The sequence below is a fragment of the Flavobacterium sp. B330r genome (genome assembly GCF_056824325.1).
The window spans coordinates 5,393,629-5,416,534 of record NZ_CP124860.1; the positions used below are offsets into that span (position 1 = coordinate 5,393,629).

Annotated in this window: 17 protein-coding genes; 11 read left to right on the plus strand and 6 right to left on the minus strand. The window is 34.8% G+C overall.

Annotation, left to right across the window (positions count from 1 at the left end; all coding sequences use genetic code 11):
• Nucleotides 1-50 precede the first annotated feature (50 nt).
• Entirely contained in the window at nucleotides 51-989 is a 939-nt protein-coding gene (locus tag QLQ95_RS23610; protein WP_482501951.1) for an alpha/beta hydrolase, read from the plus strand.
• An 86-nt stretch (nucleotides 990-1,075) separates the two neighbouring features.
• On the opposite strand, the gene QLQ95_RS23615 is transcribed toward QLQ95_RS23610, so the two are convergent.
• From QLQ95_RS23615 to QLQ95_RS23625, 3 genes are all read right to left on the minus strand, one after another.
• A complete protein-coding gene (locus tag QLQ95_RS23615; protein WP_482501952.1) occupies nucleotides 1,076-2,515 on the minus strand; it encodes a PepSY-associated TM helix domain-containing protein in 1,440 nt (479 codons plus the stop codon).
• 73 nt (nucleotides 2,516-2,588) lie between these two features.
• Nucleotides 2,589-3,821, minus strand: coding sequence for a DUF4374 domain-containing protein (locus tag QLQ95_RS23620; protein ID WP_427874295.1), 1,233 nt, complete (start codon nucleotides 3,819-3,821; stop codon nucleotides 2,589-2,591).
• Between the two features lie 24 nt (nucleotides 3,822-3,845).
• Nucleotides 3,846-6,152, minus strand: a complete 2,307-nt coding sequence (locus tag QLQ95_RS23625) for a TonB-dependent receptor (RefSeq protein ID WP_482501953.1) — start codon at nucleotides 6,150-6,152, stop codon at nucleotides 3,846-3,848.
• 190 nt (nucleotides 6,153-6,342) lie between these two features.
• Between QLQ95_RS23625 and QLQ95_RS23630 the strand changes: the two genes are divergently transcribed.
• From QLQ95_RS23630 to QLQ95_RS23660, 7 genes are all read left to right on the plus strand, one after another.
• On the plus strand, nucleotides 6,343-7,374 hold the full coding sequence (locus QLQ95_RS23630) for a helix-turn-helix domain-containing protein (RefSeq protein WP_482501954.1): 1,032 nt from the start codon (nucleotides 6,343-6,345) through the stop codon (nucleotides 7,372-7,374).
• Nucleotides 7,375-7,890: 516 nt separating this feature from the next.
• A complete protein-coding gene (locus tag QLQ95_RS23635) occupies nucleotides 7,891-8,205 on the plus strand; it encodes a hypothetical protein (protein WP_095930805.1) in 315 nt (104 codons plus the stop codon).
• A gap of 114 nt (nucleotides 8,206-8,319) precedes the next feature.
• Nucleotides 8,320-10,581, plus strand: coding sequence for a CocE/NonD family hydrolase (locus QLQ95_RS23640; protein ID WP_482501955.1), 2,262 nt, complete (start codon nucleotides 8,320-8,322; stop codon nucleotides 10,579-10,581).
• 15 nt (nucleotides 10,582-10,596) lie between these two features.
• Entirely contained in the window at nucleotides 10,597-11,157 is a 561-nt protein-coding gene (locus tag QLQ95_RS23645; RefSeq protein ID WP_482501956.1) for a 2'-5' RNA ligase family protein, read from the plus strand.
• 196 nt (nucleotides 11,158-11,353) lie between these two features.
• Nucleotides 11,354-12,277 (plus strand): helix-turn-helix domain-containing protein, encoded by a 924-nt coding sequence (locus QLQ95_RS23650; protein WP_320495820.1) that lies wholly within the window; start codon nucleotides 11,354-11,356, stop codon nucleotides 12,275-12,277.
• 226 nt (nucleotides 12,278-12,503) lie between these two features.
• Nucleotides 12,504-13,226 carry an SDR family oxidoreductase gene (locus QLQ95_RS23655; protein ID WP_482501957.1) on the plus strand — a complete coding sequence of 241 codons (723 nt, stop codon included), beginning with the start codon at nucleotides 12,504-12,506 and terminating at the stop codon, nucleotides 13,224-13,226.
• 313 nt (nucleotides 13,227-13,539) lie between these two features.
• Nucleotides 13,540-14,304: an SDR family oxidoreductase gene (locus tag QLQ95_RS23660; protein ID WP_482501958.1), complete on the plus strand. Its 765-nt coding sequence runs from the start codon at nucleotides 13,540-13,542 to the stop codon at nucleotides 14,302-14,304.
• A 202-nt stretch (nucleotides 14,305-14,506) separates the two neighbouring features.
• Here QLQ95_RS23660 and QLQ95_RS23665 read toward each other — a convergent pair whose 3' ends face one another.
• The 3 genes from QLQ95_RS23665 to QLQ95_RS23675 all read right to left on the minus strand — a co-directional run bounded on the left by QLQ95_RS23665 (nucleotide 14,507) and on the right by QLQ95_RS23675 (nucleotide 16,842).
• The gene (locus QLQ95_RS23665) at nucleotides 14,507-14,980 is read right to left on the minus strand and encodes a hypothetical protein (RefSeq protein ID WP_095930831.1); all 474 of its coding nucleotides are present in this window, start codon (nucleotides 14,978-14,980) and stop codon (nucleotides 14,507-14,509) included.
• Between the two features lie 123 nt (nucleotides 14,981-15,103).
• The gene (locus tag QLQ95_RS23670) at nucleotides 15,104-15,808 is read right to left on the minus strand and encodes a LytR/AlgR family response regulator transcription factor (RefSeq protein ID WP_320495824.1); all 705 of its coding nucleotides are present in this window, start codon (nucleotides 15,806-15,808) and stop codon (nucleotides 15,104-15,106) included.
• On the minus strand, nucleotides 15,805-16,842 hold the full coding sequence (locus QLQ95_RS23675) for a sensor histidine kinase (protein ID WP_482501959.1): 1,038 nt from the start codon (nucleotides 16,840-16,842) through the stop codon (nucleotides 15,805-15,807). Before QLQ95_RS23675 ends, QLQ95_RS23670 begins: the two co-directional genes overlap by 4 nt.
• Before the next feature lie 173 nt (nucleotides 16,843-17,015).
• On the opposite strand from QLQ95_RS23675, the gene QLQ95_RS23680 reads away from it, so the two are divergent.
• Genes QLQ95_RS23680 through QLQ95_RS23690 form a run of 3 tightly spaced genes read left to right on the plus strand, consistent with a single transcriptional unit; the run spans nucleotide 17,016 to nucleotide 22,776 of the window.
• The gene (locus QLQ95_RS23680) at nucleotides 17,016-18,401 is read left to right on the plus strand and encodes a TolC family protein (protein WP_095930813.1); all 1,386 of its coding nucleotides are present in this window, start codon (nucleotides 17,016-17,018) and stop codon (nucleotides 18,399-18,401) included.
• A 12-nt stretch (nucleotides 18,402-18,413) separates the two neighbouring features.
• Nucleotides 18,414-21,698 carry an efflux RND transporter permease subunit gene (locus tag QLQ95_RS23685; protein ID WP_482501960.1) on the plus strand — a complete coding sequence of 1,095 codons (3,285 nt, stop codon included), beginning with the start codon at nucleotides 18,414-18,416 and terminating at the stop codon, nucleotides 21,696-21,698.
• Nucleotides 21,688-22,776, plus strand: a complete 1,089-nt coding sequence (locus QLQ95_RS23690; RefSeq protein ID WP_482501961.1) for an efflux RND transporter periplasmic adaptor subunit — start codon at nucleotides 21,688-21,690, stop codon at nucleotides 22,774-22,776. Before QLQ95_RS23685 ends, QLQ95_RS23690 begins: the two co-directional genes overlap by 11 nt.
• Nucleotides 22,777-22,906: the final 130 nt, after the last annotated feature.

Consider the following 22,906-nt stretch of genomic DNA (forward strand, 5'->3'; position numbering starts at 1 on the left):
TTTTTAAGCAAAAACGTATAGTATTACAAACCAAATAATTATAAACAAAATTGAAAACTACAAGAACACAATTTTCAAGAGGAATTACATTGAGTTTTCTTCTTTTTTCGGGGCTATTTTCTATGAATGCACAAAATCAAGTAATCTCGTTATGGGATAAAATTCCAGATGAAGTAAAAGCAACCAATTATAAAGAGAAACCAGAATTAAAAGACGGAAAATTACAAAGCACAAGTCAAGTCTCTGTTCCTACTTTGAGCATTTTTATTCCGAAAACAACAAAACCAAATCAGACTGCTGTTGTAATTTGTCCGGGTGGCGGCTACACGCATTTGGCTTTTGATAAAGAAGGCACAAAAGTCGCTGAATGGTTTAATAGCTTAGGGATTACGGCATTTGTCTTAAAATATAGAATGCCGACTGATTTAACAATGAAGAACAAAAACGTTGGACCTTTGCAAGATGCTCAGGAAGCCATTCGCTACGTAAGACAAAATGCGGCAAAATGGAATATTGATCCTAATAAGGTTGGAATTTTAGGTTTTTCTGCTGGAGGACATTTGGCTTCAACGGCATCAACTCATTATGATGATAAAGTTTATGAATCTGCTTATAAAGTAAGCGCACGCCCTGATTTTTCACTGCTGATTTATCCTGTGATTTCTATGGAAAATGAAATTACGCACAAAGGTTCTCAAACCAATTTGCTAGGAGAAAATCCTTCAAAAGAGCTAATAGATTCTTTTTCGAACGAAAAGAAAGTGACTTCTCAAACGCCTCCCACTTTCTTAATTCATGCTACAGATGATACAGTTGTTATACCAGAAAACAGTATTAATTACTATTTGGCTTTAAAGAAAAATGGCGTTTCAGCAGAGTTGCATATCTATGAAAAAGGCGGTCACGGATTTGGATTAGGCATAAGTGATACAAACAAATTCTGGACTAGAGATTGTGCTGAATGGCTCAAAGCAAACGGATATAATTAAAAAACAGAAAGGCAAAACTTTTACAAGTTTTGCCTTTTATCAAAAAAAAAAACAAAAAAGGAATTATAAAAACCGATTTAATATGTTTAAGCAGTAATTTCTTGTTCTGCTTGATTTTTCAATTTAGGAGCGGGAATTGCTTTACTAGCCACTTTTGGTTTTGCAGCAGGTTTCTTTTTACCAAACTTCTGTTTTCCCCACCAGATAATAAATCCTGTAATGGGTAAGCTGGCAGAAATTAAACTGGCCAAAAATGCAATAATTTTACCCGTAAGTCCAAGAACGCTTCCTACGTGAATATCGTAATTCATACGTCGGATTTTGTCTGGAATATTGGCTTCGATATACTTTCCTGAAAAAGGAGTTTTAATCGAAATTTCCTTCAGGCTTTGCTGATCAAAACTATAACGATCCATGTTATAAAAAGTGTGTTTCTGTTTGTAAACAAAAGCACCAATCGGATCTGCAGGTTTTCCTGGAATACTAATCATAATTCCGGCTGCCTGAGGATTTTCTTTTCTTAAATTCAATAAAACTTTATCAGCTGTTGTGATATTGAACTCTTTTACATTGGTTGTATCAGATTTTGGAGATTCGCGGTTTTCAGTCAGCGGTTTTCCTCCAGAAGTTACCCAATACAAAGATTTACTCCACCATCCAAAACTCCATACTAAGCCTGTTACGGCAATAAAAAACAGGAAGATACAGCTGTAAAAACCAAATACATTATGCATGTCATAATTAACACGTTTAAAGCTGGCATCCCATTTAATTTTAAAACTTTTATCTATAATGGATTTAATCCATTTGGTTGGCCACCATAAAACGATTCCCGAAATTAATAATACCACGAAAATTAAAACCGCAACTCCAACAATCGGTCTTCCAATATCATAAGGAAGCCATAGTGCGCGGTGTCCGTTTAAAATCCATCTGAAAAAATCTGGTGAATCTCCTCTAGAAAAAGTCTTCACATTTAATACTTCACCCGTATACGGATTCATATAAACGCTTATAAAAGTTCCTTGTCTTCTTCCTCCTTTACCCTTCTTTTCCTTTCCTTTTCCTTTTTCTCCAGGTTTTCCTTGAGGTTTCAGTTCAGATTTTGCCTTTTCATTATTTTGAGCTAGCTCTTTTTTTCTTTCGCCTCTTTTTTGTTCTCCTTTTTCACCACGACCTCCTCTTTCACCTTCTTCTTTTTTCTCTACAAAATAACCTACAATCGCAGCTTCATCTTTTGCACCAAAAGTTACACTGGTAGCTTTTTTATCTTTCATTTTTTTATCTGCAATCGAAACCAATTGCGATGGCAGCAAAAATGCTTCCTTCTGAGGTTTTACAAAACGCCAGTCTTCAATAAAATCTTTTATTTCATTTTCGAAAACATAAATGCAGCCGGTAAGACTGACAATAACTACAATAATTCCAGATGCTAAACCGAGCCACAAATGCAGCCAAGCCATGATGCGCTTAAAAAGCGACTTTTTACTTTTTTTCTTATTATTTGGTTTTGAAGAAGAAAACATAATTGGATAGATAAATAGGATAAATAAAAAAACCGCAAGTCCTCATAAAATAAGGACTTACGGCAAAAAAATATTAGTATTTTAATTTTTGGATTGCAGTAATTTGTCCGCCTTCAACTTTCATACCTTTTGTTGCAACAGCACTTGTACCGTTGATTGAATAAATCCAGTTTCCGTCAGGAGTATTAATACCTACAATTGCAGAGCTTCCATCTTCTGAAGTAATATTGTAACGGCTAGTTACAGAAGTTAATGTTTCTGGAGCACCTGTTACCCAAGTAAATGTTTGGTTGTAAACATCGGCAATTGCCATTTTAACTGCACCGTTGTTTTTTCCAACATTTCCGTACATTAACAATAAGAATTTACCTTTTGAAATGTAGCTTGTAGAAGAAATTTTATATCCTCCAGATTTTTCTTGAACATTAAAGAAGTACGATTGATCAAACTCGGTAGTTCCTTTTTTGATTCTCACAACCGCAGACGGTTTTGTAGAAGTCATTACAGCATTGCTTGTAGCAATCGCTCCAGAGAAACCGTAAGCATCTCCATTTTCATCTTGGAATAATCCGTTTGTAAAATAAGCTCCTAAATAACTTGTACGGTTATCTTTGATTACTTTTTCTAACTTCAATTCTGGATAGTTGTAAACAGCAACCCAAGTACTATCTGGATTTGCAGTTCCAAAGTTGTCTACACCGTCTCCTTTAATACTCATATAAGGCATGTACACTTTATCTCCAACTTGAGTTGCCCAAGTAAAGAAAGCTCTTTCCCCATTTTTAGCCAATACTTTAGTGTCTTGTTGCGCTTCACCAGTAATAAGCGATTTTGTAGCATCAATTTTGTACATAGAAGCAATAGAAGCACCACTTCTTGGAACTTTAATTGTTAAGATATCTTGGTTAACAGCAGCAAATACGTGTACTGTTTCCGCCTGAAAATCAGATTTCTTAACTAGTTTTCCTTCAGCATTTAAGTTATAAGTAGTAACAGCTCCTGGGTTTCCTTGTCCGTAAAGCAAACTAAAGAAATTGTTTTGTGCTGTAATATAATAACGGTATGTTCCGTCTTGCTCCAATCCGTTTCCTGTAGTTGTGATAACTCCAGCAGAAACATCGTCTGCAGTTAATAAATAATCTGCAATTCCTGCTGCACCAGTTGTTGCAGTAATAATATATTTCGTTTTTCCTGTATCGTTTCCTCCGCCAGTTTCACCTCCTGATTTATCAGAATCACTGCTGCAAGAAAATGCTGTAAAAGCTAAAACAGCTGATAATAACGCTAGTGTTGTACTTTTTTTCATTGTATTATGGTGTTTGTATTAAATTTAATTATTTGATTTACTGAAGTAATATCTCAACTTGATATAAAAAGCTCTACTTGGTTTTTGTAAAGAGAAATTATCGTAAAGCTTATTATCTAAAAGGTTTTTGCATTCAAAAGCAATATTGTATTTTCCGTTTGCCATCGTATAAACGGCATTCAAATCATGGCTAAACTGCTGCGGAATTTCCAATTTACTGTCTTTGCTTCCCATACTTGGCCAAGACAAATAGTACGTATGCACATAAAGCAAGTTGTAACCAACAGAAAGATTGTTTCCTTTTTTCCAAACATTATTAAAGAACATTGTCGCATCTGCATTACCAAATAAATAAGGCATATTCGGAATCCTGTCATTATAGAAAGGAGACACATAGTTCTGGTTCGGTTCGTACATTGTTTTGTTTCTAATGTTCTGGTATGTAGCATTGAAACCAGCCGTAAAACGATTTCCGTACGAATATCTTACCTCACCATCGATACCATAATTCGTCACTTTTCCTTGATTGACATTTGTCGTCATGGTTTGGTTATTATTCAATGTCGGACGAATAAAGTCTACTGCATTTCTATGCAAAAGATTTACATCAAATGATAAAGCATTCTTTTCGCTAAAACTCGTCTGATAACTTGCTCCTACATTATAATTGTTGCTCGATTCCGGTTTCAAAGCAAGATTTCCTTCTAAGTTGTCATTGACATTACCAAAGATTTCCTCTGGACTTGGCAATCTATACGTCTTTTCATAAGAAGCTTTAATCTGCAGATTACGTTTTAAATAATAACTCGTAGCCGCTCCGTAACCCGTTGTAGAAGTATGGTCTACATATTTCTGATAAGCAATATCTCCTGTAGCTCCCGAAGGGTTGTAACTTCTTGAATAAGTAGTTTTTAAAGAATAATCTTTTAAGAATACAGAAGTACTCCATTTATCATTGTAATCCAATTTATACCCTAATCCTAAAACATTTTTCTGCGTTTTTTTAGGCTGTTTATAAACCAAAGATTCAGGAACCAACTCGTCACTTTCTTTACGATCGAACGTATTAAACGTATTATTGACCATAAAAGAGTGTCTGTCATTAAGTATATAAGTTGCATTGGCAGTTGCTATACCATTGTTGTTATAGAACTTACGAAGCGTTCGGCTTCTTTCTCCTCCTGCTCCAGCATATTCTTTATAATCGCCAAACCAATTGTATCTTCTAAAAACAGTATCAATATTCTGTTCGTAACCAAAATTGTAATTACCTGTTACATTTACATTAAGGCCTTTAGTAAATAAATCTTTTACCTGATATTTTAAAGTTGGCATTACAATGCTTCCTTTTCTGTAAATCTTTCCAAAAACACTTACCATTCTTGCACCAGTCTGAATATCTGCTTGATTTTCTCCGCCAGTAAAACCAATCATTAATTTATCGGCATATTTTTTACCCGTTACCCCAACATTTACAATTACCGTTTCGTTGCGATATTTATCGTGAAAACGTCTCACTCTCTGATTTGGAAAATAAGCACCCGTATTTAAATCGGCTACATCTACATTTACCCAATAATTATTATCTGAATAGTTCTGAAAAGCATTAATCTCTGTTGTAAAACCGTTTTTTGCTGTATAACCCGCATTGATGCTTGAACGATGTGTATTAAAAGATCCGAAGGAATAAGAAGCATCTACAAAAGTTCTTGGCTTACTATTCGTTACAATATTTATTGCTCCACCCAAAGCATCTCCTCCTAACCAAATTGGCACAACCCCTTTGTAGACCTCTACACGATCAGCAAGATTGATCGGAATATTATTCATTTGAAAAGAAGAACCGAAATTATCCATCGGAACTCCATCAATAAAAACTTTAATCTGATTTCCTGAGAATCCGTTTATAGAAAGCTCCGATCTAGAACCTACTCCGCCCGCTTCACGGTTACGCACACCAGAAACACGATCCAAAGCATGCGATAAGTCTAAAGTTGAATTGTGTAGTTTTTTAGCATCAATGGCAGTTACACTATAGGATTGTTTATTTACTTTATCCGTTTGAGATCTTCCCAATACGGTTACACTTTCTAACTCCTGCAATTCGCCTTCCATTTTAATTGAAACATCCAAATTGCCTGAAACTTCAATCTGTTTTTTCTGAACTGCAAATCCCATTGCTGAGATTTTTAATGTATGTTTTCCTGATGGTACATTTTTTAAAATATAGTTTCCGTTTTCATCTGACATAACACTTAAACCTGTTTTTTCGATGATAACTGTTGCAAACGGAATTGTTTCTCCAGAATTTTCAACAACTTTTCCAGACACTGTGAAACCCTGATTTTGCTGGGAAAATGATAAGAACGTGGTTAGAAAAAATAAACTGGCAAATAAAATTTTTTGAGTTGACATATCTTTAATTAGACTAATTATAAATAACTTGCTGCAAAAGTACCATCAACGTCTCCAAAAAAGATAGGGAAAAACGGATTATTATTTTGTAAAAACGGATTATATTTTGAAAATCAAAGCCACACTTCTAACTTCTCAAACGCCGATCATTAAAATTCAAATTGGAGATAAATATTATCCAAAAAGTGTTTTAACCGAAGAAAATGTCAATATTGAAAATGACCATTCGGAAAAAATAATTAGCCGCCATTTCATAACCGACGGATTAGTTCTATTGGATACGCAATTGTATTTCTCCAATTCTAAAACTATTCTTTTTGAAATTGACGAAGAATCGATTGTTATGAATTTTATTTATAGCAGTAACATAGAAACTCATATTGATCAATTGGAAAGTGAAAAGTATTCTAAAGAAAATACACACAATATATTTTACACCAATAATTTTAAAGGATCCTTTAAAATTCCAGCTCACAAAAATGTAAACTATCTTTCGATTATTCTTTCTAAAGAGTTTTATTATAACATCATTAACGAAGATTGGCAGCTGCATGAAAAATTTTCAAAAAATATTCTTCAGAAGCAATCCGGTTATTTAATCTCAAAATATCTTCCGTTTACACCAGCAATTCAGTGGGTAACTTCGGAGATAAAAAATTGTACAAGAGAAGGTCTTTTAAAAAGAATTTATATCGAAAGCAAAATTAAAGAACTCCTTATTCATCAGCTCGAAACATTAATTATCAAGCCTTTACCAGCAGAAAATATCAACGAAGAAGATTACAGCAAACTTTTAGAAGCAAAAAAAATACTAGAAAACGATTATCGCAACACACCTACTCTTCCTGAACTTTCCAGACTTATTTCGCTAAACGAATTCAAATTAAAAAAAGGTTTTAAAGCTTGTTTTGGAACAACTGTAAAAAGCTATATCATTAAACTTAGAATGGAGCACGCCAAAGAATTATTTCAAACCAAAGCCTTTACGGTAAGCGAAGCGGCGTATAAATGCGGATATAAAGACGTTTCTCATTTCTCGGCCGCGTTCAAAAACTATTACGGATTTTCTCCCCAAAAATTTAAAATCAATACCGATATCCTTCAGTTTTGGTTTCTCGCCTTTTCATTTATATGCTAAAAATAAGGGTTTTAAAATTCAGTCCGTCGACTTCCTCTTAAAACCCTTAAAATAAGACATTAATGTATAATCTAAACTTTTTATACAAGTACCCACGATCAAATGAATATGTCAAAATTTAATTCAAAAAAAATGTTTCTCCAAAAAACATGAATTAGTTAAAATCTAAAAAATGATATTCTAAAAAAGGTAAAAAACAGCATTTGTTTTTAAATTTCAACATGCCAAAAGTAGAGCCCTTAAAAGAGAATACCTTACGGTTTTCCTCATTGCATGAAAAAATTAACAATATTATTTACAATTAAAAACCTTAAGTGATTGTACTGCAAAATATTGCAAAAATATACTTTAACTAAATTTTAGCATAATAAAATGTCGAATTCATACATAAAAAGGGCGAAAAAAGCTTAAAAAAAATATTTCTTGTCCTAGATTAAGTCTCTTTTTCACAAACCCTCGCTACATTTGCATGTAATTCTTTTAATTAGATAATTAGAATCTTAGAACCTCAAAAAAATGAAACAACTGCAATTTTTATTACTAGGAAAAAATGAAGCTATTTTGGCTATTCTACTTCGTCTTGTTAATGCAGATGAAAATTGGAACGCCGTAGCTTTTAATAATGAAAAAGAAGCACAAGAATACTTTCAGAATAATATCATTGATATTGTTCTTTTGAGTTCTGCAATTGAAGATCATGTCGAAAAAGAATTCACTTCTTTCTGCTTAAAAAATCAGCCAAATGTTGAAGTCATTGAGCATTTTGGTGGCGGAAGCGGTTTATTGAAATCTGAAATTCTGCATAGATTGCATCTAAAAGGAAAGATTTAGCATACGCTTTTCTTTTCTAAATATAATAAAAATCCACTTATTGATTATAAGAAATTTATGCTATTTTTGAGAACACAAATTTAAACCAATACCTCAAAAAGTAAGTTTCTTAAGATGAAAAAAAGCATCATTCTTTTATTAATTTGTTTTTCCTTTCAAATAGGAACTTCACAAAAAATCTATTTCGAAAAAAGCAATTACAAAGACAGTCTGTCTCTTAGCAAAAGCATACCGCTTCTTGCCAAAAAAGCACTTCCTCTTTATAAAAATCCAAGCAGGGCTTCCTATTTAGACAATTATGCCAGAATACAATCTGTTGCAGGAGATTTTAAAGGAATGCATGAAACTTTTGTGACCTATTCGCAGGAAATTTTAGGTGACAGTATTGCCAACAGACCTCTAGGATTTGTTTACAAAACGTATGCAAAAACAGCCTCAAAAGAACCTAAAACAAAGGCTGATTTTGAAAAAGTCTTTACCACTGAGTTTTACAGATTATATAATACTTTAAATGTAGACGGAAAAAGTTGGGCCGAAGGGTATTATGAATTAAAGCTATCTGACATTAAAAACGATTTTGAAACCCAGCTTAAAGCGGTTCAAGATAATGACAGCATTAGTGTAGAAAATGCTGCGCAATTGTGCCGACAATATTCTCGCTATTTGATTTTAAGCAAAACGCTTTCACTTGCTCATAAAATAATTGCAAAAATCGAAGCCGATACTTATATAATAGACCGCGATATCATTATTACATTGCCCAACGGAAGTACAATTTCTGCTACGATGGTTAGACTTAAAAATGTATCTGAACCACAGCCCGTGGTAATGAAATATAATATCTATGCAGGAAATGAAGTTAGCGACTGCAAAGAAATTGCAAATATGGGCTATGTGGGTTTTGTTGCCAATACACGAGGCAAACGTTTAAGCAATGATCCAATAGAACCTTATGAACACGATGGCGACGATGCGTATCATATTTTGGACTGGGTTAGCAAACAGACGTGGTGCAATGGTAAAATCGGATTATACGGCGGCAGTTATTTAGGTTTTAGCCAATGGAGCGCTGTAAAAAAAGTACATCCTGCTTTAAAGACAATTGTACCGTTAGTTTCTGTTGGTGCAGGAATTGATTTTCCGATGCAAAACGGAATTTTTATGACCTATGCCTTAAAATGGATTCATCTGGTTACCAATACAAAACTAACAGATCTCAATAGCTTTTTGAACAGCAAAAAATGGGACGAAGTTTTTACGCAATATTATAAAACCGGAGCGAGTTTCCGTTCCTTAGACAAAATTGAAGGCAATGCTTCTCCTTTGTTTCAAAGATGGCTGGATCATCCTGCTTATGATAGTTACTGGCAAAATATGACGCCTCAAAAAGAAGCATTTGCGAATATTAATATTCCTATTTTAAGCACAACTGGCTATTATGATGACGATCAGCTTGGAGCGATGTATTACTACAATCAGTACCAAAAATATAATAAAAGCGACAATTATTATCTTATAATCGGGCCATATGATCATGGCGGTTCGCAAGGCACTCCTCGAAAAGAATTAGGAGGCTACACAATCGATGAGGCGGCAAATATTCCGATTAATGCTATTATCTTTCAATGGTTTGACCATATTTTGAAAGGTGCAAAACGTCCTGAAATTTTGAAGGATAAAGTAAACTTTGAAATTATGGGCAAAAATGAATGGAAAAGTGTTGCTTCGTTAGACCAAATGCACAATGATAACCTAACTTTTTATTTAAGTGGCAGCAATTCGAAATACTCCTTACAAAAAACAGCTCCTAAAAAGGCTGTTTCTATTAACCAAACGGTTGATTTAACAGATCGATCTGAAATTAACATCTACAATGATGACTACGTAAATGGTTTTCCTAAAGTTATAGATTCGATTTTTAAACCAGAAAAACATCTGTTGGTTTTTGAAAGTGATCCTCTTGAAAATGCAACTATAATTAGCGGTTCCTTAAAAACGTCGTTAAAAATAAGCACCAACAAAAAAGATATTGATGTAGAAATACAGCTTTACGAAAAAACAGCCAAAGGTCAATATTTTGCTTTAACCAATAATTTGCAAAGAGCCAGTTTTGCAAAAGATAGAACCAAAAGACAGTTATTGACTCCTAATAAAATAGAAACAATTGACATTGAGCAAACTTTTATAATTTCTAAAGAATTAGAAAAGGGAAGCTCAATTGTAATTGTATTAGGAGCCAACAAAAATCCGAATTGGGAAATTAATTACGGTACAGGTAAAAATGTGAGCGACGAAACTATTGCTGACGCTAAAGAACCTTTACAAATAAAATGGTATTCTGACAGTAAAATCATAATTCCGATTTTAAAATTGTAAAAACATTTTTCAGCTATGGAAAAAACATATTCAGTTGTATTTTATTCTAAAGGATTAGTCGAGCCTGTTAAAAAATTGAAAGACTTTTTGAAAAGCAAAATCGATTGGTACAACAGCTGCAATTCTGAAGCCCATATTACGATTTGTGAGTTTATAATTGACGAGTCTCAATTCGATTCTATCAAGCAGAAGCTTTCAAAAGTTTCGGATACTTTTACGCCTTTTGAAGTGTCTTTAAATCACTTTGATTCTTTTCCGAATGCTGGCGCTTTTTTTATTGGTGTAAATGAAGATTCAGAAAAAAATCTTGTTCCGATTATGAAAAAGATTCATGAAACTTTGAAGTTTTTAAAACTCAAAAAAAGCGACAACCCGCACCTATCAATCGGACGAAGATTAACTCCCGAAAATCTGAAAATTGCTTCTGAACTTTTTACCACAATTGATCTTCAATTTGAATGCAATGAAATTGTTTTAAGGGAATTTGATCCCAAAGTAAAACAGTTTTTTGTGATTGATGCTTTTCCTTTTGGAAGTAATCCAGAACCTGAGTTCGTGCAAGGGAGTTTGTTTTAATTGTTCTGCCACTAAGGCACAAAGATTTTTTTAATAATTTTCTCAAATGCCAAAAAACGCAATTAATGGTTTCAACCATTAGAACGCAATACAAATCAAATCCCGCAACAACATAAAAAACTTTGCGACTTAGCGACTTTGTGGCAAAAATTCGCATAACATTTTTTCGTATATTTGAATTTCGCAATTCACAAATATGAAATCCCTAGATTCCTTTTACCAAGATATTACCGAAGGCTCAACTGTTGACCCCACTTCTTTATTGCCAAACGACATTCAGAAAGAAATCGGGCACTTTAATGTTTTCGACATAAAAGAACTTCTAGAGCGTATGAAAGGAAAGCCTGGAATGCCTTATGACCGCAGAGCGTATTACAAAATAAGTTTAATTAGAGGTCACAACAAAGCGGAATATGCCGATAAAGTAATCGAAATCGAAAAACAGGGATTGCTATTTGCAACTCCAAAAATTCCGTACAATTATTTACCACAAGACACCAATCAAGGTGGACAATTTTGCGTTTTCACCAGTGAATTTTTATCTAAAAATAAAAGCGGAATTGATCTAGACGAACTTCCCATTTTCGCTTCAGACGGTTATCCAATTTTTCAGCTTTCTGACGAAGAAGTTGAAGAAGTTGCTTTGATTTTCAACAAAATACAAAAAGAAATCAACTCGGATTATATTTACAAGTATGATTTAATTCGAAATTATGTGGCGGAGTTAATTCATTTCGGACAAAAATTACAGCCTATTACAGCTTTATATTCTAAACACAATTCGGCAGCAAGAGTTTCTTCTTTATTTGCTGAATTATTAGAAAGACAATTCCCAATTGAATCCCCAAATCAGCGATTAGAATTGAGAACAGCGAAAGATTTTGCCGAAAGATTATCTGTTCATGTAAATCATTTAAATAAGGTTCTAAAGGAAAACACCGGAAAAACCACGACAGAATTAATCAGCAACCGACTGACAAACGAAGCCAAAATACTTTTAAAACAAACCGATTGGAATATCTCGGAAATCGCTTATTCCCTTGGTTTTGAAGAATTAGCGCATTTCTCTAATTTCTTTAAAAAACAAACTTCTTATACGCCAATTGCTTTTAGAGCTTAAATTTTGTTTCAGGTTTCAGGTTTCAGGTTTCAGGTTTCAGGTTTCGTAGAACTTTGTCAAAGTTTGAAACTTTGACAAAGTTTAACACAACGTTTTGGAATTTGGAATTTGAATTTTGGAATTTATCACTCGTGATTTGAATTTCGCAAACATCCATTTGATATTTACAACTCCCCAACTCTACTTCGCTCCTACCTTTGTCTCATCAAATTAAAAGAACGAAAAGATGAATTTATCAAACAACAAAATCTTAATAACTGGCGGTGCGAGCGGTATCGGACTTGGACTTGCCGAACGATTTATTCAGGAAAACAATACCGTGATTATTTGCGGAAGAAGAGAATCGGTTTTAAAAAACGTAAAAGCAAAATTTCCTACGGTTATAACAAAAGTATGCGACTTATCTATAGAACAAGAACGAATCGCTCTTTACGAATGGATTGCTGCAAATCATCCTGATTTAAACGTTTTAATCAATAATGCGGGAATTCAGAATTGGGTTTCGGTTACTGATGCTGATTTTTACGAAAGTATGAAAGCAGAAATCAGCACCAATATTGAAGCGCCTTCGCATTTAACTTCCTTATTTATTCAGTTGCCGTCGCTAAAAACAGTGATGAATGTAACTTTTGGATTAGCCTTTTCTCCTTTTGCAAAAGTTCCAGTTTATTCGGCTACAAAAGCGTTTTTTAGATCGTTTACACTTTCGCTTCGTCATTTATTAAAAGAAAAAAATATTGAAGTAGTCGAAATTATTCCACCAGCATTAAACACAGATTTAGGCGGAATCGGTCTTCACGACGCACATCCAAGCGTAAGCAGTTTTATCGAATCTATCTTCGAACAACTAAAAGAAGGCAGACAGGAATTGACCTTCGGCACAAGCGAAACCAGATTAAACGCAAGCGCAGAAGAATTGAGAAATCATTTTAATGCAATGCATAATTAATGGTAAATTATAAATGGTGAATTGTTAATTGAAAAGATAAAACATTTGGAACTTCACTTTCTATAAATACACATAGCTATGTGTTAGAAACTAGTTTCTTTAAGCAATCTTTTAAAAGAGAAATAAAATCTATGTTTCTATGTTTTTAAATAATAAACTCAACGATTTGTCCTCCTGAGCGAAGTCGAAGGACATTGGTGCCGTAAAGGTCTTCGACTACGCTTAGACTGACAAAAAAACAGCAAGTAATTCACAATTAACCATTCAGCATTCACAATTAATAATTAACCATTCACAATTAACAATTAAAAAAATGGCAGTAAATACAAAAATAGCTCTAGTTACAGGCGGTAGCAGAGGTTTAGGAAAAAACATGGCAATTGCAATTGCAAAAAAAGGACTTGATGTAATTATCACGTACAACAGTAAAAAAGAAGAGGCTGATTTAGTAGTAAAAGAAATTGAAAGTTTAGGTCAAAAAGCGGCTTCATTGCAATTGAATGTTGCTGAACCTGGAACTTTTGATTCATTTTTTGAAAGTGTAAAAACAGTTTTGAAAGACACTTTTAAAACCGATAAATTCGACTTTTTAGTAAACAACGCTGGAATCGGGATTCACAATTCTTTTATTGGAACAACCGAAGCTGAGTTTGATCAATTGACTAATATTCAGTTCAAAGGTCCATTTTTCTTAACTCAAAAAGGATTAAACGTAATGAATGACGGCGGCGGAATTGTAAACATTTCGACAGGTTTAGCACGATTTTCATTCCCTGGATATGCGGCTTACGCTTCTATGAAAGGCGCAATTGAAACTTTGACCAAATATCAGGCAAAAGAATTAGGAGCAAGAAAAATAAGAGTAAATGTTGTTGCTCCTGGCGCTATTGAAACTGATTTTGGAGGCGGTGTAGTTCGCGATAACGAACAAATGAACCAGCAAATTGCTTCTGTGACGGCTTTAGGAAGAGTTGGTCTTCCTGATGATATTGGCGGTGTTGTTGCCTTTTTATGTACTGAAGATTCTCGCTGGGTAAATGCACAACGAATCGAAGTTTCTGGAGGGATGATGTTATAAGTTTTTTAAAATTCCAAATTTAAAATTCCAAATTCCAAAAAAAGCAATTGTTAAACCTGACAGGTTTTAAAAACCTGTCAGGTTTGAATGTAGAACCTGAAACTTGAAACTTGAAACAAAAAAACACAAAACAAAACCCGATAAGTAACCAAAAACTTATCGGGTTTGTCATTTCAAATAATATTTGAATTAGTAAAGCGTTTTAGTTTTTTTCTACAGAGACATTAAAACCGCCCTCTGCGTCAAAAACAATATCATAAAATTTAGTATCTTTTTCTATACCAACTTCGTATGTTGTTTTTTTCTTATCGTCTACCACCATTGCAATTTCTAGAATCGCTTTTGCTTTATAATTCTTTTTTAAATACGACTGTGCTTTTATCGGAAGCTGTTTAAACGAGATCTGCAATTCATATGCTTTCATGTTTCCAAGATTATCGTAAATCGCTACCGCTTTTGTTCTGTCATCTACATTGTATCGCGCTTCATACCTGATCTCATCTGCGTCGTCACCAACATATTCTTCCGACCAGACTGGTACTTTTCCCGGATATTCTCTCTCAAAAGCAAATCGGATTTTTTCTGGAGGTGTGACCACTTTTTTCATATTGGTTCCCTCCTGCGCAATTAAAAAACTACTGCATAAAAAAGTAAAAGACAAAAGCACGTTTTTCATAGTTTCATTTTTTAAATTAAACTTTAATAACGTATTAAAAGTACTACTTTTTCTATTACGATAATAGGAAGAAATTAACATTTTTTCTCGGAAGAAAAAACTCTTTTAAAATCAAGCATTCAATTACAATTCTAGCTTTTTTAATCGGTCTGTTAGTTCTCTTTTATAAGTAATTCCGATTGGGATTCTTTCATTTTTAATCACCACAAAATCTTTTTCGGTTGCATCAATTTTATCCAGCGCCACGATATAGGATTTATGAATTCGCATAAAACTCTTTTCTGGAAGACATTTTTCAAACTCTGTTGTAGTGATAGAAGCCAGATACGTTCTTTTGATGGTGTGAAGTTTTACGTAATTACCAAAACTCTGCGCATACAAAAGCTGGTCCAATTCAATTTCCATTAAATAACCATCAACTTTTACACTTACTGAGTTAACAGTTTCTTCTGTCTTTTGCTTTGAATTTTCGGTAGCAAAAAAACGGTCAATTGCTTTTAAAAATCTAGGAAAATAGATTGGCTTTAGTAAATAATCAATTACGCCGTAATCGTAACTTTCAAGCGCAAATTCAGAATAGGCTGTAGTTAAAATAGTTTTGGGATGCGTTGGAAGAATTTTAAGCAATTCCATTCCTGAAATTTCAGGCATATTGATATCCAGAAACATTAAATCGACTGAATTCTCTCTAAGGTAATTCATCGCTTCAATGCCGTTATAACCTTGAAAAACCAATTCTAACTGCGGATTCTGTTTAATATAATTAGCCAGAACATAATGCGCAGCGGGTTCATCATCTATAATAATGCATCTTTTTGTTTCTCTCATCCTACAAACTTTTTAAGCTGTATTTGTAAATCTACAATATAAGTCTGTTTATCGTCTTTTACATCCAATTTATAGTCTTTTCCATAAATTAAATTCAGACGTTCAATCGTATTTTTTAAACCGATTTTGGTCGAAATCACATCGTTTTTCTTCGGAATTGAATTGGCTACATGAAGATGCAACAATCCACTTTCAACAGTAATATTAATTTTTACGAAGCAATTTTCGATAGCACAAGTTCCGTGTTTAAAAGCATTTTCGATAAATGCAATTAGCAGCATCGGAGAAATTTTATAGGTGTATTCTATATCTACTTTACTTTCAAAATTAATCTCACAACGATATCCCACACGCTCTTTTTCTAGCTGAACGTAACTGTTTATAAATTCCAATTCGTCTTCTAAAGAAACACATTGTTTGCTGTTGCTTTCTAATTGGTAACGCATTAATTGCGAAACTTTCATAATCAAATCTGGCGTTCTGTCTGGAAACTGAAGACTGATTCCATAAAGCGTATTAAATGTATTGAATAAAAAATGCGGATTTAATTGTCCTTTCAATGAATTTAATTGCATTTGATTGAACAATAAAGCCGCATCGGTTTGTTTTCTGTGAATACGATAAAACTTAAAAACAATAATCGGACTCAGAATGCAGACCAAAGTTCCTAAAACACTCGCCAACTGGTAGGCATAACTTCTCTGATGTGAGTTCTGATACAGATGGCATTTGGCAAACATATCCATCCTTGTAATTTCATATAATATGACAGAGAATACAAAAACACCAAAGAGCGTTAAAATGATATAGGTAAAAGGCTTATTGCTTTTAAATAAAATAGGAAGTAGAAAGAAGCGGTTAAACTGAGCATGCATGTACAAAATGCAATAGAAAAATACACCCATTAAAATTGAAATGAAGGAACTAAACAGCATCCAGTCATTTTTTAAGGTATAAATTGTAAAGGAGAAAAGGACAACGGCAACCTCCTGCCACCATTTGTTATCCAGTATGTTATCAATTTTTTTGTTCATTCTTAATTTTGAAATAGTTTACAAAGTACGAACAAATATTTAATTATTTTTTTCAAAAAATGACCAATTCAATTCGTCATTTACTAGTGCAGTACATCACTTAACCTGACTTTTATCAGTATAAGAGAAATAAATTTGTTTCATCAAAACATTTTATATCACACCTTGAGTTTATGTATTTCAAAAAAATTACCTTATTATTTTTCTTGATTTTTGCCTCAATCGGTTACGCTCAAACCCTGTCTTTAAAAGAAGCAGTAAAAACAGGTCTTGAAAACTACGGTTCTATCCGGGCAAAAAACAATTACACCAATGCATCAAAAGAGACTCTAAAACAATCTCGACGTGATTATCTGCCGAACTTAAATTTATCGGCACAGCAGGATTACGGAACTGTAAACGGACAAAACGGACCGTTGTATGGTTTTGGTGGTTTAGGAGTTGCTTCATCAGGTTTACCTCTTCCTGAACAAAACTGGAATTCGGCGTTTGGTGCGCTTTATCTGGTCAACATGAACTGGGATTTTTTCACTTTCGGAAAAACACAGGAAAAAATCAATTTATCTAAAATTGATGTTCAGGCCAAAGAAAAAGACTTACAGCAGGAAAAATTCCAGCAGGAAATCAAAATTTCGGCTGCTTATTTAAATCTATTGGCAAGTCAGAGATTATTGATTTCTCAGCAGAAAAATCTAGATCGCGCAGAAGTTTTCAAAAAGACCGCTGTTGCAAGAGTTAAAAACGGATTATTGGCCGGAGTCGATTCTACATTGGCTACAGCTGAAGTTTCTAAAGCTAAAATTGCTTTAAACTTAGCAAGGAATTTCGTTAAGGAACAAAACAATAAATTGGTCGATTTAATGGGCGTTGCGCCTCAGGATTTTGTTACCGATACGCTTTTTGTAACTCAGATTCCAAAAGAATTGATTCAAGGAAATGCGGCAAATGACAGTCTTCATCCGTTATTGCAACTGTACAAAACCAAAATCGATTACAGCAATCAGCAGGTTAAATTATTCAAGCGTTTTTATTATCCGACCATGAGTGCTTTTGGGGTTTTACAAACCAGAGCTTCAGGATTTGACAATACTTATGCTACAGACCAAAATGCTTTTAGCAGAAATTATTGGGATGGCGTAAATCCAGACCGTACCAATTATTTGGTTGGTGTTGGAATTACATGGAATTTAACCACTCCTTTTAGATCAAGCAAACAAGTAAGCGCTCAGAAATTTGTTTCTCAGGCTTTACAGGAAGAATACAATCAGGCCGATAGAGAATTGAAATCGCAATTGAATTTTGCCGAAGATAAGATCAAAATTACGTTAGAAAATTATGCCGAAGCGCCTATTCAGGTTGATGCGGCAAAAAGAGCTTACGTACAGAAATCGACATTATACAAAAACGGTTTAACCGATCTGACCGATTTAACACAAACGATGTATGTTTTAAACCGTGCCGAAATCGACCGTGATATTGTCAACAATAATGTATGGCAGTCGTTCTTGCTAAAAGTAGCCGCAACAGGCAATTTTGACTTATTTATAAATGAATTTTAACTATAGATCCAAATGAATTTAATACGTTTTGCACTCCGCAAACCCATTTCCATATTAGTATTGGTTGCGGGTCTATTTTTCTTCGGAATTGGTGCCATCAAAGACATTAAGGTAGACATTCTGCCAAAAATGAATTTGCCGGTTATCTATATTGCGCATCCGTTTGGAGGTTACACGCCAGACCAAATGGAGGCCTATTTTGCCAAAAACTACGTGAATGTTTTACCTTTCTCGAACGGTATCAAATCGGTAGAAACCAAAAATATTCAGGGGTTAATGATTATGAAATTAACCTATTATGAAGGAACCAACATGGCTCAGGCTGCTGCCGAGTTGAGTGCGCTTTCCAACAGAATCCAAGCGGCTTTTCCTCCGGGAACACAGCCACCGTTTATCATTCGTTTTGACGCTTCTTCTTTGCCAATTGGACAATTGGTATTGAGCAGTAAAATACGTTCAAACAACGAATTACAGGATTTAGCCAACGTTTATGTTCGTGCTTCCTTTACTGCAATTCCAGGATTATTATCTCCAGCTCCTTTCGGCGGAAGCCCAAGAACTATCGAGGTAAACGTAGATCCAGATTTATTGCGTTCTCATAATATGACGCCAGACCAGATCGTAGATGCGATTCGTTTGAACAACCAAACGGCTCCATCTGGAAACGTGCGTATGGGCGACAAAAACTATATTACGCCAACGAATAATACGATTAAAGAAGTTAAAGATTTTGAACAGATTCCGTTATTCAAAGGCGGCGTTCAGAACTTAAAACTGGGCGATGTTGCGTCTGTAAAAGACGGTGCCGATATTACGGCAGGTTATGCTTTGGTAAACGGAAAACGTTCGGTTTACATTAGTATTGCAAAAGCGGGAGACGCTTCGACTTGGGATGTGGTTCAGAAATTGAAAAAAGAACTTCCTAAAATTCAAAGTACGCTTCCTGAAGATGTAAACATTACGTACGAATTTGACCAATCGGTTTATGTAATTAACTCGGTAAAAAGTTTGATTACGGAGGGAATTATTGGTGCAGTTCTAACGGGATTAATGGTTTTATTATTCTTGGGCGACCGTCGTGCGGCATTAATCGTAATTATGACGATTCCGATTTCGATTATTTCTGGGGTTTTATTCTTGAAATTATTCGGACAAACGATCAACTTAATGTCTCTTTCAGGATTGGCTCTTGCAATTGGTATTTTGGTGGATGAAAGTACGGTAACCATCGAAAATATTCACCAGCATCTCGACATGGGAAAACCCAAGGCACTCGCCATTTGGGATGCCTGTCAGGAAATTGCTTTACCTAAATTGTTGATCCTTCTTTGTATTCTAGCCGTATTTGCGCCAGCATTTACCATGGTCGGAATTCCGGGAGCATTGTTCTTGCCTTTGGCTTTAGCGATTGGATTTTCAATGGTAATTTCATTCTTGCTTTCGCAGACTTTTGTTCCTGTTATGGCCAACTGGATGATGAAAGGTCATGAAAAACACGCACACGAACCAAACATTACAGACGATGAAGCAGAGTTTAATGCCTGCGGATTAACGCCTGAATCTGAGCAAAATTTAATTGGTCAGAAAAAAGATTTGGTTGAAAGAGAAGATTTCAACAACGACGGAAAAGTAAGCGGTTTTGAAAAATTCAGAAATCGTTTCATGCGAACTTTAGATCGCTTGTTTGTTCATAAAAAAGCAACGACTATTATTTATCTAACGGGATCAATTATTCTGGCGATTGTATTTCTTACTTTTATCGGAAAAGACGTTTTCCCGAGAACCAATTCAAGTCAGTTTCAATTGAGAATGCGCGCTGTTGACGGAACGCGTTTGGAAAGAACAGAAGAACAAGCCAGAGTTGTTTTAAAAGAATTAGAGAAAATGGTGGGTAAAGATCATATCGGAATCACGTCTGTATATGTCGGCCAGCACCCTTCTCTATTCTCGATCAACCCGATTTATTTATTCATGGCAGGTTCTCACGAAGCGGTTTTCCAAGTGAGTTTAAAAGACTATCATGAAGATATGGACGATTTTAAAGATGAATTTAGAGCAAGACTTAAAAAAGTATTGCCAGATACTAAACTTTCTTTTGAGCCAATCGAATTGACGGATAAAGTTTTAAGCCAAGGTTCTCCTACTCCAATTGAGATTCGAGTTGCCGGAAAAGACAAAAAGAAAAACGAATTATACGCGACTCAAATTGTAGACAAGTTAAAAGCGATTTCGTATTTCAGAGACGTACAGATTGGTCAGCCAATTCACTATCCAGCAATGAATATTGATATTGACAGAACCCGCGCGGCTGAATTGGGAGTTGATATGAATGATATTTCACGTTCGCTTGTAGCTTCAACCTCATCTTCTCGTTATACCGAAAAAAATAACTGGGTAGACGAAAAAGCAGGATTATCGTATTCTGTTCAGGTTCAGGTACCATTAAACAAAATGAAAAGCAAAACTGATATTGGAGAAATTCCGGTATTAAAAAACTCGCTTCGTCCTGTTTTAAGTGACGTTGCCAAAATTACACCGGGCTTTGTAAGCGGTGAAAATGACAATTTAGGGGCCATGCCATACATTACCGTTACGGCAAACATCTACCAAACCGATTTAGGTACGGCATCAAAAGATGTGAGCAAAACAATTAGTGCCTTGGGCGAATTACCTCGTGGTTTGTTTATCACGCCAATTGGACTAAGTACTGTATTGACCGAAACATTAAGCAGTTTGCAAACGGGGTTATTGGTTGCCGTTTTCGTAATCTTCTTAATGTTGGCCGCTAATTTCCAATCGTTTAAAGTTTCGTTGGTTATTTTAACAACAGTTCCTGCCGTAGTTTTAGGATCTTTATTAATGCTGACGCTTACAGGTTCAACGTTGAATTTACAATCATATATGGGAATCATCATGTCGGTTGGAGTTTCTATTGCCAACGCCGTTCTTTTGGTTACGAATGCCGAACAGCTTCGAAAAATAAACGGAAATGCCTTAGAATCTGCGCGTGAAGCGGCTGCGTTGCGTCTTCGTCCGATTATCATGACTTCGGTTGCGATGATTGCGGGAATGTTGCCAATGGCAATTGGTCACGGCGAAGGAGGCGATCAAGTTTCTCCGTTAGGAAGAGCGGTTATTGGCGGATTATTATTTTCTACTTTTGCCGTATTATTAATCCTTCCGCAGATATTTGCGTGGGCACAAGAAAAAACATCGACACAATCTGTTTCTTTAGATCCTGAAGACGAAGAAAGTATCCATTATATCTCATCATTAAAACCAAAAAATGAACACTAAAATTATAAAATATAGCCCGCTGTTTCTAGCAGCAGTATTTTTTCTGAACAGCTGTACTTCTAAAAAAGAAGAAACGGTAAAAGCGGAAATCGAACCTAAAGTAGAAACTTTCGCTTTAGCGAAAGAAAAACTAACAACAGAATTGCGTTTACCAGCCGAATTAACCGGTTTCCAACAAGTTGATTTGTATGCAAAAGTGAGCAGTTTCGTAAAACTATTAAAAGTTGATATTGGTACGAAAGTAAAAAAAGGACAGCTTTTGATTGTATTGGAAGCACCAGAAATCAGTTCGCAATTGGCTGCAGCCGAATCGAGATTGAAATCTATGGAAGCGATTTACGCAACCAGCAAAAGCACTTACAACCGTTTGTATGAAACGAGCAAGGTTGAAGGAACGATTTCTAAAAACGATTTAGAAATGGCAAGCGGTAAAAAGAATTCTGATTACGCACAACTTCAAGCTGCAATTGCTGCTCATAAAGAAATTGCGATTATGAGAGGTTATCTTGAAATTCGCGCTCCTTTTGATGGCGTTGTAGCGGCTAGAAATGTCAATTTAGGAACATTTGTTGGTCCAGCAGGAAAAGGTTCTGATTTGCCTTTATTAACGATTCAGGAGCAAAGTAAATTACGTTTGGCGGTTTCTGTTCCAGAATTGTACACAGGATATTTGCACCCAGGCGACGAAATGAGTTTTAATGTAAAATCATTGCCAGAAACTTTCACAGCTAAAATTACCAGAATGTCTGGCGCTTTAGATTTAAAATTACGCTCTGAAAGAGTTGAAATGGACGTTCATAACACCAAAGGAAATTTATTGCCAGGAATGGTTGCCGAAGTTCTTTTACCGCTTAACGCGAAAGACAGCACATTTGTAGTTCCAAAATCGGCGATGGTGAATTCTGCGGAAGGTTTATATGTGGTAAAAGTAGTAAACCACAAAGCGACAAGAGTTGACATTAAAAAAGGAAGAGAAATCGAAGATAAAATCGAAATTTTCGGCGATTTAACTCCAAACGATAAACTGGTAAAAATTGCCAGCGAAGAAACTAAGGAAGGCGATGTCATAAACGAATAACCTGCGTTTAGTCTTCATTTTAGTGATTACCAAAAACTGTACGCATTCTTAGGAATGCAAATTTTTAAATTTGCCTAAAAGGGCAGTTCTCTCACGTATTTGAGAACTGTCCTTTTTATTTTATCTTAAG